This is a genomic window from Polaromonas sp. P3_B1, assembly GCF_056402935.1.
Genome location: NZ_JBFUGK010000053.1, coordinates 17607 through 32673, shown reverse-complemented (window position 1 = coordinate 32673; position 15067 = coordinate 17607). Strand labels below are relative to the sequence as shown.

General features: G+C 62.0%; 18 protein-coding genes. 14 read left to right on the top strand and 4 right to left on the bottom strand.

The genetic code is table 11. The features are described from left to right. The first annotated feature begins 147 nt into the window (after positions 1-147). The 12 genes from AC1DXS_RS23170 (at position 148) to AC1DXS_RS23115 (ending at position 9608) form a co-directional block, all read left to right on the top strand. Positions 148-297, top strand: coding sequence for a hypothetical protein (locus AC1DXS_RS23170; RefSeq protein ID WP_477739792.1), 150 nt, complete (start codon positions 148-150; stop codon positions 295-297). Positions 298-316: 19 nt separating this feature from the next. Beyond that, the gene (locus tag AC1DXS_RS23165) at positions 317-1486 is read left to right on the top strand and encodes a PepSY-associated TM helix domain-containing protein (RefSeq protein WP_477739791.1); all 1170 of its coding nucleotides are present in this window, start codon (positions 317-319) and stop codon (positions 1484-1486) included. Next, positions 1483-1677, top strand: a complete 195-nt coding sequence (locus AC1DXS_RS23160) for a hypothetical protein (RefSeq protein WP_477739790.1) — start codon at positions 1483-1485, stop codon at positions 1675-1677. Before AC1DXS_RS23165 ends, AC1DXS_RS23160 begins: the two co-directional genes overlap by 4 nt. 180 nt (positions 1678-1857) lie before the next feature. Continuing rightward, positions 1858-2631 (top strand): ferredoxin--NADP reductase, encoded by a 774-nt coding sequence (locus tag AC1DXS_RS23155; RefSeq protein ID WP_477739789.1) that lies wholly within the window; start codon positions 1858-1860, stop codon positions 2629-2631. Between the two features lie 134 nt (positions 2632-2765). Continuing rightward, positions 2766-3242 (top strand): bacterioferritin, encoded by a 477-nt coding sequence (bfr, locus tag AC1DXS_RS23150; RefSeq protein WP_477739788.1) that lies wholly within the window; start codon positions 2766-2768, stop codon positions 3240-3242. 350 nt (positions 3243-3592) lie between these two features. Then, positions 3593-5890 carry a TonB-dependent receptor gene (locus AC1DXS_RS23145; RefSeq protein ID WP_477739787.1) on the top strand — a complete coding sequence of 766 codons (2298 nt, stop codon included), beginning with the start codon at positions 3593-3595 and terminating at the stop codon, positions 5888-5890. Between the two features lie 101 nt (positions 5891-5991). Beyond that, positions 5992-6699, top strand: coding sequence for a Fe2+-dependent dioxygenase (locus AC1DXS_RS23140; protein ID WP_477739786.1), 708 nt, complete (start codon positions 5992-5994; stop codon positions 6697-6699). 256 nt (positions 6700-6955) lie between these two features. Next, positions 6956-7201: a (2Fe-2S)-binding protein gene (locus AC1DXS_RS23135; RefSeq protein WP_413328267.1), complete on the top strand. Its 246-nt coding sequence runs from the start codon at positions 6956-6958 to the stop codon at positions 7199-7201. A gap of 133 nt (positions 7202-7334) precedes the next feature. After that, complete coding sequence (locus tag AC1DXS_RS23130; RefSeq protein ID WP_477739785.1) at positions 7335-8030, top strand: energy transducer TonB; 696 nt, start codon at positions 7335-7337, stop codon at positions 8028-8030. A 32-nt stretch (positions 8031-8062) separates the two neighbouring features. Further along, positions 8063-8776: a MotA/TolQ/ExbB proton channel family protein gene (locus AC1DXS_RS23125; protein WP_477739784.1), complete on the top strand. Its 714-nt coding sequence runs from the start codon at positions 8063-8065 to the stop codon at positions 8774-8776. Positions 8777-8842: 66 nt separating this feature from the next. After that, a complete protein-coding gene (locus AC1DXS_RS23120; RefSeq protein ID WP_477739783.1) occupies positions 8843-9253 on the top strand; it encodes an ExbD/TolR family protein in 411 nt (136 codons plus the stop codon). A gap of 142 nt (positions 9254-9395) precedes the next feature. Further along, the gene (locus AC1DXS_RS23115) at positions 9396-9608 is read left to right on the top strand and encodes a hemin uptake protein HemP (protein WP_477739782.1); all 213 of its coding nucleotides are present in this window, start codon (positions 9396-9398) and stop codon (positions 9606-9608) included. A 206-nt stretch (positions 9609-9814) separates the two neighbouring features. On the opposite strand, the gene AC1DXS_RS23110 is transcribed toward AC1DXS_RS23115, so the two are convergent. After that, on the bottom strand, positions 9815-10222 hold the full coding sequence (locus AC1DXS_RS23110) for a GlcG/HbpS family heme-binding protein (RefSeq protein WP_477739781.1): 408 nt from the start codon (positions 10220-10222) through the stop codon (positions 9815-9817). A 191-nt stretch (positions 10223-10413) separates the two neighbouring features. Here AC1DXS_RS23110 and AC1DXS_RS23105 point away from each other — a divergent pair, with 191 nt between their 5' ends. Then, on the top strand, positions 10414-11103 hold the full coding sequence (locus AC1DXS_RS23105) for a Bax inhibitor-1 family protein (protein ID WP_477739780.1): 690 nt from the start codon (positions 10414-10416) through the stop codon (positions 11101-11103). 46 nt (positions 11104-11149) lie between these two features. Here AC1DXS_RS23105 and rlmD read toward each other — a convergent pair whose 3' ends face one another. Next, entirely contained in the window at positions 11150-12610 is a 1461-nt protein-coding gene (gene rlmD / locus AC1DXS_RS23100) for a 23S rRNA (uracil(1939)-C(5))-methyltransferase RlmD (protein WP_477739779.1), read from the bottom strand. A gap of 56 nt (positions 12611-12666) precedes the next feature. On the opposite strand from rlmD, the gene AC1DXS_RS23095 reads away from it, so the two are divergent. Continuing rightward, complete coding sequence (locus AC1DXS_RS23095) at positions 12667-13077, top strand: VOC family protein (protein WP_477739778.1); 411 nt, start codon at positions 12667-12669, stop codon at positions 13075-13077. 73 nt (positions 13078-13150) lie between these two features. Here AC1DXS_RS23095 and AC1DXS_RS23090 read toward each other — a convergent pair whose 3' ends face one another. Beyond that, the gene (locus AC1DXS_RS23090; protein ID WP_477739777.1) at positions 13151-14059 is read right to left on the bottom strand and encodes a peptidoglycan DD-metalloendopeptidase family protein; all 909 of its coding nucleotides are present in this window, start codon (positions 14057-14059) and stop codon (positions 13151-13153) included. Positions 14060-14176: 117 nt separating this feature from the next. Continuing rightward, entirely contained in the window at positions 14177-15058 is an 882-nt protein-coding gene (locus AC1DXS_RS23085) for a protein-L-isoaspartate(D-aspartate) O-methyltransferase (RefSeq protein WP_477739776.1), read from the bottom strand. Positions 15059-15067: the final 9 nt, after the last annotated feature.

The following is a 15067-nucleotide window of genomic DNA, read 5'->3' as shown; positions in this document are numbered from 1 at the left end:
AGCCAGACATCCCAGCAGCCACACTCGCTGCCAGGCGCAGCAAGCCAACAACCTGCCCACGGACTCCTGACATTTCGCCACCCGGCGTGACGCATCAGGCCGCCGTGCGCACGCCAGTTTCCTGGCGATCCTCCCCGGAGTTTTGACTTGCCCAGCCTGCACTTGCCGCGCGCCACATGCCGCCTGGCCCCGTTCACCGTTCTTTCGCTGGCCGCCGCGCTTCAGAGCGGCGGTAACGGCTCGCACATCCCCAGCACCACACGGCCGAATCTGATGTGCACCACCTACCGTTTCTAGGCACCCAAGGAGCACCATGATGAACAGCCGCAAGGTCAAAACCTGGACCTGGATCCACAAATGGAGCAGCCTGGTCTGCACGGTCTTTATGTTGCTGCTGTGCCTGACGGGGCTGCCCCTGATTTTTCACCACGAGATCGGCCACCTGCTGGGCACCGAAGTGGAGGCGCCCGACTTGCCCAAAGACATGCCGCGCGCCAGCCTCGACAGGGTGATGCAGGTGGCGCAGGCGCTGCACCCTGGCAAGGTAGCCATGTTCGCCTCGCACGAGATCGATGACGACCGCTTCTGGTACGTGACGCTGGGCGACACGCCTACTTCCGAGGTGGGCAACAAAACCGTCGCCGTCGATGCGCGCACCGCTGCCGTGCTGGCGGAGCCGAAGTTCGACGAAGGTTTTATGTACGTGATGTTCAAGCTTCACGTGGACCTGTTCGCCGGGCTGCCCGGCAAGCTTTTCCTGGGCTTTATGGGTCTGTTGCTGCTGGTGGCGATCGTCTCGGGCGTGGTGCTGTACGCACCCTTCATGCGCAAGCTCGAATTTGGCGCCGTGCGGCAGAACCGGCCGCGCGCCAAGTGGCTGGACCTGCACAACCTGCTGGGCATCGTGACACTGGTGTGGGCCTTCACCGTGGGCGCCACCGGGATGATCAATACCTGGGCTGACCTGGTGATCAAGTACTGGCAGTACGACCAGCTCCGCGCACTGCTGGCGCCTTACCAGGGGCAAAAACCGCCGGAGCGCCTGGCCTCGGTGCAGCAAGCGGCAGCGTCGGCCACTGCACTCGCACCCGAGATGAAGATGGCCTTCATCGCCTTTCCGGGCACAACATTTTCGAGCCCGCACCATTACACGGTGTTCCTGCGCGGCAACGAGCCTTTTAATTCGCGCCTGCTCAAACCGGTGCTGGTGGATGCGGGCACCAACGCGCTCACCGCCAGCCCGCCACTGCCCTGGTACCTCACGGCACTGCTGGTGTCGCAACCGCTGCACTTCGGCGACTACGGCGGGATGCCCATGCAAATCCTCTGGGCGCTGCTGGACATTGCCACCATCATTGTGCTGGGCAGCGGCCTCTATTTGTGGCTCAAGCGCCGCAACCCGGCTGCGGTGGCGAAGCCGGCAACGACGGCACGCGCACCGGATTCGCACGCCCTCGCGCACAAGGCACCAGGCGGCGCCGCATGAGTGCAGCAGCTAACTCTTTCTGGCGTTTGTGGCTCTGGCCCCTTGTGCTGGGCCTGCTCAGCGCCAGCGGTTTGCTGACTGCTCTCGTGTCGGACGGCTGGGGCGACTGGTGGGCCTGGCTGAGCCTGGGACTTCCGGTGATCGTGATGGGGTGGTTCGCGTGGGTGCCGCGCAAACAAGACCGAGCCTGAGCGGTGAGACCTTGGCGCCGGCATGGCCCTTGACGTCTGCGAACGAGAGTTTCGCGCAGGCGATAAAATACTGCGTTGCTCACGCACGATCTGAGGGCCTGAACTGAAGGAGTGCGCGGCGGGTCCTGCCCTCTTGCATCGTCCAAATTACTTTTCCTTCTTTTCTTCTTCTTTTTCCTCATGAGCGCCTTTAACACCGAACGCATTATTTCCGTCCACCACTGGACCGATACGCTCTTCAGCTTCACTGCCACGCGCGACCCCGGCTTTCGTTTCGTCAACGGCCAGTTCACCATGATCGGCCTGCCGGTCGATGGCAAGCCGCTGATGCGCGCCTACAGCGTGGCCAGCGCCAACCATGAAGACCAGCTGGAGTTTTTCAGCATCAAGGTCGCCAACGGCCCGCTGACTTCGCGGCTGCAGCACCTGAAGCCCGGCGACGACATCCTGGTGGGCCGCAAGCCAACCGGTACGCTGCTGCTGCAAAACCTGCTGCCCGGCAAGACGCTGTGGCTGCTGGCCACCGGCACGGGTCTGGCGCCCTTTCTCTCGCTGATCAAGGACCCCGACACCTACGAGCGCTTTGAGCGCGTGGTGCTGGTCCACGGCTGCCGCACCAGCGCCGAGCTGGCCTACCGTGGCCTGATCGAGCATGAGTTGCACGAGCACGAGTTCCTGGGCGAGCTGGTGCGCGGCCGGCTGATGTATTACCCCACGGTGACGCGCGAGCGCTTTCGCAATGAAGGCCGCATCACCGAACTCATGCAGTCGGGCAAGATCTACACCGACCTCGGCCTGCCGGCGATCTCGGCGGACAACGACCGGCTGATGCTGTGCGGCAGCCCCGACATGCTGCGCGACATCAAGGCCATGCTGGAAGCCCAGGGCCTGGAAGAAGGCAATATGCAGCACGCCGGCCACTTCGTGGTGGAGCGCGCCTTCGCCGAGCGCTGAACGCACCCTCGCTGCAATACGAACGGTTATCACACTCACACGCAAGCAGACCGCGCCAGCAGGGGGAATGCTTGAGTTGTGGGCTACGGCCAGTGACAATGGGGCGATCCGCTCTACAACGATAAGGAATCCCCATGAAAGGCGACGCAAAAGTCATCGCTCACCTGCAGGCGCAGCTCAAGAACGAGCTGACGGCCATCAACCAGTACTTCCTGCACTACCGCATGTACAAGCACTGGGGGCTCGACAAACTGGCCAAGAAGGAATACGAAGAATCCATCGGCGAGATGAAGCACGCCGACAAGCTGATGGACCGCATCTTCATGCTTGACGGCCTGCCCAATCTACAGGACCTGGGCAAGCTGATGATCGGCGAGGACGTGCTGGAAGCCCTCAACTGCGACCTGCAAGCCGAAACCGGGGCACAGGCGACGATCAAGGATGGCATCGCCCACTGCGAGACCGTGCGTGACTACGTCTCGCGCGATTTGCTGCAGGAAATACTGGACGACACCGAAGAGCACATCGACTTCCTGGAAACCCAGATCGAGCTGGTGGCCAAGGTCGGCATTCAAAACTACCTGCAAAGCCAGATGGGCGAACTCAGCTAAGCCGGCAATCCGGCGTCGGGCCTTCAAGCCTGGTGCACGCCGATGAAATACGGGGCCTGCGGGCCCCGTTGTCATTTTGGGGGGCCTGGTTCCCCTCATGCCACTCCTTGCTGGCTCTTCTCCGAGCTAGCCCCCTCCCCGTCTTTTGGCATTTTTGCCACACAAAAAGGCCTGCGCGATCGGGTTCTTCATGATTCCGAAACAAGATATTACGAATCATTATCATTTGGGATAAACTTCGGGCGAACTTTCGAGCCAGCCAATTCGCGTCTTCTCATCGATGCCGAACCAGCCAAGCTTTTTCCTGAACCCGGGCCGCCTGCCAGGCTGGCCCCTGCTTGGAGGCCATCTTGGCACACCCGTCCGCTCGCGCCGCACGATCTGCGCGCAATAAAAAAAGCCGCAACGCCGGTACTAACAGCTTCACTCCTCTCGCCGCGCCTGCGGTCTCTACGTCGTCCTCCGACAAAGCCCTCCTGCCCCTGGGTGCGCTCATGCTGGCGGTCTCGGTGTCTGGTTGGGCGCAAAGTGTTACCCCAGCACCCGCTGCAGGCACAACGTCCGCCACCCAGGCCGAGACCAAAACGCTGGCACCGGTCACGGTCACGGGCACCCGCGACCGGGAAACCCAGACCTACCAGAGCGGCATCACCAGCGTCGGCAAGATGCCCGTGCCGGCCAAAGACATTCCCCAGTCGTTAACAGTCGTCAATGAAAAATTGATGCACGATCAGGGCAAGGACAGCTTCAAGAGCGCGCTGGAAAACGTCATCGGCATCACCTTTGAAGCCGGCGAAGGCGGCCGCGTCGGCGACAACATCCGCCTGCGCGGCTTCAGCGCGGCAGGCGACATTTACCTGGACGGCATGCGCGACATCGCGCAATACAACCGCGACAACTTCAACACCGAACGCATCGAAGTGCTACGCGGCGCGGCCTCCATGCTGTTCGGCCGCGGCTCCACCGGCGGCGTGATCAACCAGGTCAGCAAGCAGGCGCGCCTGATCACCGAACATGAGGTGAACGCCACCGTCGGCACCAAGGGCTACCAGCGCTACCAGGGCGACTTCAACTTCAAGCTCGATGATGATGCGGCCTTGCGCATCAACGCTATGGCTACCGACGGCGACGGCCGCGGCGACAACGCCAGCGCCTCCACCCATCGCCGCGGCCTGGCGCTGGACTACCGCTTCGGCATCGGCACGGCAAATGAATTCGAGATCAGCTACTACCACCTGCACTACAACGACAAGCCCGACTGGGGTTTTGCGTGGCTCAACAGCCGCCCCGCTCCTTCGCCGACCAACCAATACTGGTACGGTCTGAACACCGACTTCCAGAATGACAAGGCCGATGCGCTGACACTGTCCCACACGCACCGCTGGGCGGACGGCAGCAGCCTGAAGACCACGCTGCGCGACGGCTACTACTCACGCGCCATGTGGGCCACTCAGTCCAGTTTCGCCGCCGGCACCACGATCTTCAACCTGAATCCGAACACGGTGGTCAACCGCGGCAACAACTCCAAATCAGGCAGGGAACATCACACCTTCCTGCAGACGGACTACCTGACGAGCACCAATTGGTTCGGGCGCAAAAACAGCATCCTCGTGGGCGCTGAATATGCCGTTGAAAACTCCAGCCGGTCCACCTACCCGTTCGTTACAAATGCGCTCACGCCAAAGCCTTCCACCACGGTTGGCAACCCGATCAGCGGCGGTATCGGAGGCAATCTCACGGATCGCGTCGCAACGCAATTCAAGGCCACTACGCTGGGCGTTTACGCACAGGACACCATTGACCTCACGCCTTACTGGAAATTGGTGGGAGGACTTCGGATCGACAATTTCCGCGGCGACTTCGACCGCGCCGGAAATGCGGCACCCAACAACACCTCTCTGAGTCGATCCGACACGCTGTTGAGCAAACGCCTGGGTGTGATGTTCCAACCGACCGAGGAAGTGAGCTACTACGCGGCCTACGGCACCTCTTTCAATACCTCGGGCGACCTCTACCAGTTCGATCCGCAATCGGCCAACACCCCGCCCGAGAGCAGCCGTAACATGGAAATCGGCGCAAAGTGGGAGCTCTACGGCGGCGACTTGTCCTTCCGTACGGCTCTGGCTCGCACCGAGAAATACAACGAACGCAATACCGACATCGACACCGCCAACAATTCGTACTTGCTGTCCGGCAAGCGCCACACCGATGCACTCGAATTCGAGATTGCCGGCCGCATTACGCCGCAGTGGGATGTTTTTGCGGGCATCGGTTTCCTGAAGGCGAAGATTGACAAGTCCGGCTCCAATGCCGCCGGCCTGGCCGAAGTCGGCGAAAACCCAGGTCTGAGCCCGAGCCGCCAAGCCACCCTGTTCACCACCTACCGCATCGGCGACAAGTGGCGCATTGGCGGCGGTTTTACCGCAGTCAGCCAGAACAAGCCGGCCAACAGCGTGACCAGTACCAACCGCGCGCCAGGCTACGTGAAGGCCGACGCGCTGGTGGAATACCGTATCAGCCAGGGCAACACCCTCAAGCTGAACATCGACAACCTGTTTGACAAGGTCTACTACAACACGCTGTACCGCGGTTTCGCCGCACCCGGCGACGCACGCAGCGTGCGCTTGACGCTGACCAGCAAGTTCTGATGTAAAGAGAGTTCTTCAAGGCCTTGGAACCTGCTCTTGGGCACCTGGGGGATACTCCGGGTGCCTTTTTTCATTTCAGCGATCTTTCCGGAGATGCATCCATGCTGCTTCGCATTCACCAAGCCCTCCAGCCCGACGAACTCGCGCAGGTCCGCGAGCTGATTCTGGGCGCCGACTGGGCCGACGGCCGCATCACCGCCGGCAGCCAGAGCGGCACCGTCAAGAACAACCTGCAGTTGCCCGAGGAGTTGCCGACCGCCCAGCAGGCTCGCCACATCGTGTCGGTGGCTTTGGCCCGCAACCCCATGTTCGTCACCGGGGCGCTGCCCAAATCGGTCTACCCACCGCTGTTCAACCGCTATGGCGGCGACGCCAACAACTTCGGGAACCACATCGACAATGCCGTGCGCACGCATGCCGCCACCGCGCGCCACGTGCGCACCGACATCTCCTGCACGCTGTTCCTGAGCGATCCGGCCAGCTATGACGGCGGCGAGCTGGTGGTACAGGACACCTACGGGGAGCAACGCATCAAGTTCGACGCCGGTGACCTGGTGATGTACCCGGGCACTTCCGTACACCGTGTGGAGCCGGTCACGCGGGGCGAGCGGCTGGCCTGCTTTTTCTGGATCGAAAGCATGGTCCGCTCCGATGCCCAGCGCCGGCTTTTGTATGAGATGGACATGGCCATCACCTCGCTGCGCCAGAAGGACCTGGAACGCGCGGCTCAAGGCGCGGCAGAAAGCCCGGAGGTGGTGCGGCTGACCGGCTGCTATCACAACCTGCTGCGCATGTGGGCTGAGGTCTAACCCCCCGGACATCTCCCCCTGCCGCCACGGGTCTTTAGCAGATCGCGAATGCGGTTGCGCGCCAAACACTACTAAATTGATAGCACAAAGGGCTTGCTCCGATTGGCCTAATGCGTTTTTGGCAGACCAACATCGACGGTTGGGGACGGTGCTTGCAGCCGCTGGGCAGTGAAATAGCGCCTCAAGATTGCAAATGCGACAGATTCGCATTTATAATCGACAAACCGATTGAATCAATCCCCAGCCAAACCCCTCCATGATTGTTTGCGTCTGCCGCCGTATCTCCGACCGCGAAATTGCCCGCCATGCGCGCGCGGGCCTGGGCTTTGACGAAATCCAGTTCGAACTCGGCGTGGCCACCCAATGCGGCCAATGTGAAGGCTGCGCCCGTGACGTGGTGGCGCAGTGCAGTACCAGCTGCCCGACCGCCAACATCAAGCTCGCCGCCCACGCGCAGGAAGGCAGCCCATGGAACATCTTGCAACACTCACCTCAAGCCTGATTGCGGGGCTCCCTGCCAGCCTGCTCCTGGTAATAGTTTCCGCGTTGTGGATTTTCCGCCGCTGATTCTGCTCAAACACTGATCGAACCGGACCGCGGCATGCACGCGGCCCTTCGCCTACCCACTCTTTCCGATGACCGCCACTTTCTCCACCGCCCCGCGCCCCCCTGCGCCGCGCCAGCCCCTGAGCCGAAATGCCGTGATCGCCCTGGTGGTAGTCGGCTTGCACATCGGCTTCATCTGGGCGCTGCAAAGCGGCCTGCTGATGCGTGCCGCGGAAATCGTGGTGCCTGCGGAAATCCTGACGCAATTCATTTCCCCGCCCGCGCCGAAGGTGGAACCTGTACCGCCCACGCCACCCACGCCACCCACGCCGGCCGTGCAGAAAAAGCCCGTCGCAAAAGCGCCCGTGCAACCGGCGCCCCAGCCCCTGGCCATTCCCGACCCCGCTCCCTCATCCAACGCTCCAACGGGCGTGGTCACCCCCCCGCTGCCGCCCGCACCCGTGGCCGTGGCACCCTCAGCGCCGCCTGGGCCTCCGGTGGTGCAACTGCCCTCCAGCGACGCCGACTACCTGCAAAACCCCACACCGGTCTACCCCACCCTGAGCCGTCGAATGGGTGAGCAAGGCAAAGTGACGCACCGGGTCTGGATTGGCGTCGACGGAAAGCCCCAGCGCGCCGAACTCGTGACCTCGAGCGGCTTTTCCCGCCTCGACAAAGCCGCCTACGACGCCGTCATGAGCTGGCGCTATGTGCCCGGCAAACGAAATGGCGTTCCCGAAACCATGGCCTTCAACGTCCCCATCAACTGGACATTGAAAGACTGAACGAAATCTTTTGAACCTTGGAGTATTGATTCATGAATTCCCAATTCGGCCTTGCCAACGTCTGGAGCCAGGGCGATATCGTCACCAAATCAGTGGCGGTGCTGCTGCTGGTGATGTCGCTGGCCTCCTGGATGGTCATCATCATCAAGTCGCTGGACCTCATCAAGTACAAAAAGATCGCCCGCGCGGCCGAAGATTTCTGGCATAGCGAGGACTTCGCGGCGGGCCTCACCAAGCTCGGCGGCGACCCGACCAACCCCTTCCGCCAGCTGGCCCTGGAAGGCCGCGAAGCCACCCTGCACCACCGCAACACCAAGGCGCATTTGCATGATGCGCTGGACGTGAGCGACTGGGTCACGCGCACGCTGCGCAACGCCATCGACGAATTCACCGGCAAGCTGCAGTCCGGCTTGGCCGTCCTGGCTTCGGTAGGCTCGACGGCCCCCTTCGTCGGCCTGTTCGGCACCGTGTGGGGCATCTACCATGCGCTGCTGTCCATAGGCGCGGCCGGCCAGGCGACCATCGACAAGGTGGCAGGCCCCATCGGCGAATCGCTGATCATGACGGCCCTCGGCTTGGCCGTGGCCATTCCCGCGGTGCTGGGCTACAACGCCCTGGTGCGCGGCAACAAGGGCGTGCTGCAAAAGCTCAACCGCTTCGCGCACGACCTGCACGCCTACTTCGTGACCGGCGCCCGCGTGAGCGCCGGCGGCCAGGCCAATGTCGTACCCATGAAAAAGGCCTGAGCGCCTCCCAATCATCCGGCCCCTAGCCCGAAGCGCGGGGCCTCCATTCAGCGACCGAGAAGCACCATGGCCTTTGGAACCCAAGACGACAGCGATGACGTGATGAACGAGATCAACATGACGCCCATGGTGGACATCATGCTGGTGCTGCTCATCATCTTCATCATCACGGTCCCCGTGATGAAGCACTCCGTCAACATCGACCTGCCGCGCGCCTCCAATGAAGCGCAGAACATCAAGCCGGAAACGGTTCGCCTGAGCGTGGACGCCGAGGGCAGCTACTTCCTCAACGAGACCAAAATCACCGATGAAGAGCTGGGCGCGCAGCTCAAAGCCGCTGCAGCCCAGAACCCGCAGCCGGAGCTTCACATCCGGGGCGACAAGTCGGTTCGTTATGAGCGCGTGGCGCAGGCAATGGCGGCCGCGCAGCAAGCGGGCCTGCGAAAAATCGGCTTCATCACCGAGCCCAAGAGCTGATCACATCGATCAAGGCCTGCGGAAAACCGTAACGCACGCCTGTTTTTGACACAAAAAGAAAACACTTCGCAGCTCAAACTCGCTTGACTTTCAAATGAGAATGGTTATCATTAACTCAACGAAACCCAAACAGGTTGAAACCATGACGATCGCACTGCCCCCATCCAACACCTTAAGCCTTCCTGCTCGCGCCCCCGTGCACACAGAAACCGCTTCGGGCAGCCAGGGTAGTTCCGCGACCACAGTCAACAGCACGGAAATCCTGCGTGGGCAAAAGGCCGTAGAGATCAGCCACAATGGTTCCACCTACCGGCTGCAGGCCACACGTCTGGGCAAATTGATCCTGACCAAATAAGGTCGACGCGCCAAGCTTCAGCATACTTTTCATCAACAGTTTCATCGTGGGGCGATCCGGGGCTACCAAGCTCCCAAGGTCGTTTTTAGCCAGCCATAGACTCCCCGGAGTTGTTTAGCCAGGCTTTTTTTCTGATGTCTTTCATCTCACGCCAATAAAAAAGCCGACCCTGTGGTCGGCTTTTTTTATGTTGCCTGCAACAGGCTTTAGAGACCGATGGCGGCCATGCCCGCACGGGCAATCTGCGCATCTTCACTTGATTTGACCCCGCTCACGCCCACGGCGCCGATACACTGCCCGTCCTTCATGATGGGTACGCCGCCTTCCAGCATGCCGTGGAGGTAAGGCGCCGACAGAAAGGACATGCGCCCGCCGTTGATGACGTCCTCGTAGATCTTGCTGTCGCGGCGGCCCATGGCGGCGGTATTGGCTTTGGCGGGCGCAAGGTGCGAGGAGATCGGCGGCGCGCCGTCCAGGCGCTGCAGGTGCAGCAGGTGGCCGCCGTCGTCGACGATGGCAATGGTCACAGCCCAGTTGTTCTTGATGGCTTCGGCTTCAGCGGCGGCCGCGATGGTCTTGACGTCTGCGAATTCAAGCACTGCTTTTGATTTCATGGTCTTCAGGATTTCCTGGTTTGTTGGCAAAGATACCGAGCATACGCAAATTCGAGGCAGTCCTTCAGACCCATTGCCGCCAAATTAGCTTATAGAACCCTTACAAAAAGTAGGGAGTGCGGCCTGGATAAATGGTGATGCGCCCTAAAATAATCTTGCCTGCATTTGCTGGCGCCCTGGAGACGACCCTCATGACAGACAACGTTCAAACCCTCGACTATGGCGTTGCCACAAGCGTCGAGCAACGCAACAAGGTCCTGCGCAACACCTATTGGTTGCTCGCCCTCAGCCTGTTGCCTACCGTGCTGGGCGCCTGGCTGGGCGTGGCGACTGGCATCACCCGTCCGCTGACCGGCGGCTTGGGCATGATCGTGTTCCTGGCCGGTGCATTCGCCTTCATTTTTGCCATTGGGAAGACCAAAAACTCCGCCGCCGGCGTACCGGTGCTGCTGGGCTTTACCTTCTTCATGGGCCTGATGCTCTCGCGCCTGATTGCCATGGTGCTCGGCTTCAGCAACGGCTCCTCGCTGGTCATGACGGCATTTGCGGGCACCGCAGGTGTGATGTTCGTAATGGCCAGCCTGGCCACCGTCATCAAGCGCGACCTGAGCGGCATGCGCAAATGGCTGGTTGCCGGCGTCCTGGTCATCCTGGTGGCAGCTGTCATTAACGTGTTTGTTGGCTCGACCATGATGATGGCGACGATCAGCACCCTGGCCATCGGGATATTCAGCGCCTACCTGCTGTATGACCTGAAACAGGTGATCGACGGCGGCGAAACCAATTACATCAGCGCCACCCTGGCCATTTACCTGGACCTGTTCAACATCTTCCAGAACCTGCTGCTTCTCCTGGGGATCTTCGGCGGCGAAAGAGACTAACGCGTCCGCGATACACGCAAAAAAAGGAGCCTTCGGGCTCCTTTTTTTATATCCGCTCGAACACGGCAATGGACTCCACATGTGCCGTATGCGGAAACATGTTGACCACGCCGGCCGCGGTGCAACGCCACACCCCGGCCTCCACCAGCACTCCCGCATCCCGCGCCAGGGTAGACGGGTTGCAACTCACGTAGACGATACGCCTGGGCGGCGTCCAGCCCTCCAGGGACAGGCTTTGCTGGTGTTCGCCGTCATCGCAAGGAACGCCGCTGGCGATCTGCTGCTCCAGCGCCGCCAGCGACTTGAACAGCTCGAACGCCCCTTCGCGCGGCGGGTCCACCAGCCATTTGTCGGCCGCCCCGTCCTTGACCAACATGGCCGGCGTCATTTCAAAGAGGTTGCGAGCCACAAACCGGGTCGGGGCCAGCGCCCGACGAACGGAAGACGCTGCCCGGTTTCTTTCGAAATTTTCCCGCGAACGGGCCACCAGCACTTCACTGCCCTCGATACCCAGCACCTCCCGGGCACGAGTCGCCAGCGGCAGCGTGAAGTTGCCCAGGCCGCAAAACCAGTCGATCACGCGCTCATCAGATTGCACAGCCAGCAAGCGCAATGCGCGTGAGACCAACGCCTGGTTGATCTGCGGATTGACCTGGGTGAAGTCAGTCGGCTTGAACGGCATGGTAATGCCGAACTCGGGCAGGCCGTAGCTGAGTTCCTGCACGGCGTCATCCAGCAGCTTCACTGTCTCAAGGCCGCCCGGCTGCAGCCACCACTGCAGGCCCGGGTGAGCCGCGGCAAAGGCGCGCAGGCGCGCCAGGTCGCCCTTGCTGAGCGGTTCCATATGGCGCAGCACCATGGCCGTTACGTCATCGCCGCACGCCAGCTCGATCTGCGGCAGGGTTTCTTTCGCATCCATGCCGCCGATCAACTCGCGCAGCGGCACCAGCATGTCGCTGACATGGCGGGGCAGCACGTGGCATTCGCTCATGTCGGCCACGTAGCTGCTTTTGCGCTCGTGAAAGCCCACCAGCACGGTTCCTTTTTTGCGCACGTAACGCACCGACAGCCGCGCGCGGTAGCGGTAGCCCCAGGCGGGTCCTTCGATCGGGCGTAGCAAGCCGTCCGCCTTTAACTTGCCGATGTGCCTGAGGTTGTCTTCCAGCACACGCTGCTTCACGGCCACCTGCGCACCGGCATGCAAATGTTGCATCTTGCAGCCGCCGCAGGCGCCGGTGTGCATACCGAAGTGCGGGCAGGCCGGCCGTACACGCTGGGACGATTCGCGGTGGATGGCCATCACCACGGCTTTTTCAAAGCTGCTCTTTTTGCGGTAAACGTTGGCCGTCACCTGCTCGAAAGGCAATGCGCCCTCGATGAAGACCACTTTGCCGTCGGCCCTGTGAGCAATGCCCTGGGCTTCGATGTCGAGCGACTCAACCTCCAGCAGGTCAGGCGGATAGTCTGCAGCAGCGGCGGGCTTGGTGATCGGGCTTTCTTCTGTCATGCACCAATTGTCTCAGGCTGCGGTACCATTTTCCGGAGCACCCAAAGGAATGAAGCATGGAAGTTCGCATCTGCATCGACGTTGATGACATGGAGCGCGCCGTCGCGTTCTATACCCAGGGGCTGGGGCTGCGGGTCGGCCGCCGTTTCAAGAGCGACTTTGTGGAGATCCTGGGCGCCGGCAGCCCCATAGACCTGCTCTTCAACGCGCCGGGTACCAGGCCCGTCAGCGGCCACGAAGGCGTGCGCAACTACAACCGGCACTGGACACCGGTTCACCTGGATTTTGTGGTGGAAGGCATCGATGCCGCCGTGGCACGGCTGCAGCGCTACGGCGCGGTGCTGGAGATGCCGGTGGCCGATCGCGCCTGGGGGCGCATCGCCGGGCTGGCCGACCCTTTCGGCCACGGGTTGGACCTGCTGGAGTTCAGGGGCCGCGGCTACGATGAGATCGTGGATCCCCGTTGAGGAGCTCACACGGCGGGCAAAGAAAAAGGAGCCGGGCGGCCGCCGAGCTCCTTTTTGTCTGGACGCGACGCGTTTATTTGGCGGGCAGGTATTTGGCCGGGTCCACCGGTTTGCCCTGGCGGCGAATTTCAAAATGCAGCTTCACGCGATCCGCATCGCTGTTGCCCATTTCGGCGATCTTCTGGCCCTTCTTGACGTTCTGGTCTTCTTTCACCAGCAGCGTCTGGTTGTGCGCGTAGGCTGTAAGAAAGGTGTTGTTGTGCTTGAGGATGACCAGGTTGCCGTAACCGCGCAAGCCTGCACCCGCATACACCACACGACCGTCGGCGGATGCCACCACAGCATCGCCGGCCTTGCCGGTAATGTCCAGGCCCTTGTTCTTGGCTTCGTCAAAACCCGCCACCATCGGGCCTTGCGCCGGCCAGATCCAGGCGATGTCTTCGTCGCCTGTCGCGGCCGGTGCGGGCGACTGGCTGGCGCTGGCGGGCGCCGAGGCCGGTTTGGCAGCGCTGCTTGCTGCCTGCGCCGGTGCCGTGCTGGATGCGGGGGCTGAGCCCGGTGACACCGGGCGAGTCACGACTGCGGGGCTTTCGCTGTTCGGCGGCACAACGCGCAGCACTTGCCCTACTTCAATGATGTTGGGGTTCTCGAGGTTGTTCCAGCGAACAATGTCGCGCCAGTTCTGCCCATTCTCCAGGCCAATGCGGATCATGGTGTCGCCGGGCTTGACGGTGTAGTAGCCGGGCTTGCCGGCATTCTCAAAACCGGGCAATTGCTTGACGACGCCGGAGTCGACGGCGCCCGGCACGGGGCGCGTGCCGAAAGTCCCGCGGTCTTCGACCGGTGCGTTGGTAAGGGAACGGGTAGAGCAGCCTGCTGCGAACAGCGCGGCTGCGAGCATGCAGGACAGGCCCAGCCTGCCGGGCAGGGAGCGGGTGGCAAGCAGAGCGGGTGCACTGTTCGACAGTACGGTTTGGTTCATTGTTTCTTTCGACTTCAATCTTGACTGACTTGCCCGGGCCGCAAGGCGCACCGGGCTGGTCTGGCTTGCTGGACGTATCGCATGGATGCAGGCTGCCTCTCCAGGGGGCTGGGTCTTTTAGCTTGTTCCCGATTTTAAAGGCACAAAGTGAACTGCCTCCAGCAATGTCTGCCGCAGGCCTTGAGGTGTTTTGTCCACCACTACCAGCGCTTGCGCACCGCCGGCGGTTTGCATGGGTGCCACCAGCCGGCCGCCCACCGCCAGCTGGTCCGTCCAGGCCGCAGGAATGGCTTCACCGCCCGCCGCCGCGATGATGGCGGCGTAGGGTGCCCCCTTGGAATAGCCCATCATGCCATCCCCAAAGAGCAGGTGCACATTGGGCAGGCGCAATGTCCGCAGGTTCTCCCTGGCTTTGTCATGCAGGCCGCGCAAGCGTTCGATGCTGTAGACCTCGGTTGCAAGGTGGCTCAGCACCGCGGCCTGATAGCCGCAACCTGTGCCGATCTCAAGCACCCTGCCGAGTTTTCCCGCACCGCTCGCCGCACCGTGGCGCAGCAACTCAAGCATGCGGGCCACCACGTTAGGCTTGGAAATAGTTTGGCCCAAGCCTATCGGCAGGCTGGTGTCTTCGTAAGCCTGGTTGACGAGCGCGGAATCGACAAAACGATGGCGCTCCACCAACCCCATGGCGCCCAGCACCTGTGCATCACTGACGCCCTGCGCCGCGAGCTTGGCCACCATGCGCGCGCGCACGGCCTGTGAATCCAGCCCGATACCACCCGGCCGCGAGGGAGATGCGGCAGGCGCGGGCTTCTTCGCGCTATTGGGGCTTGCCGCCGCCGGGGAGCGAGCATTGGTAGCGACCAATCGCGTCGCCGATGGGACACCCGCATCGGGCTTGAGCCGCACCGGAAAGGACGGGCGCGGCGCGCCTTCAGGCGCCTTGGAGGCGGGCTTGGGTGCCGGGGGATTGAAAGGCGGCTTGAGGCTGGATTTCATGCGGCAGGC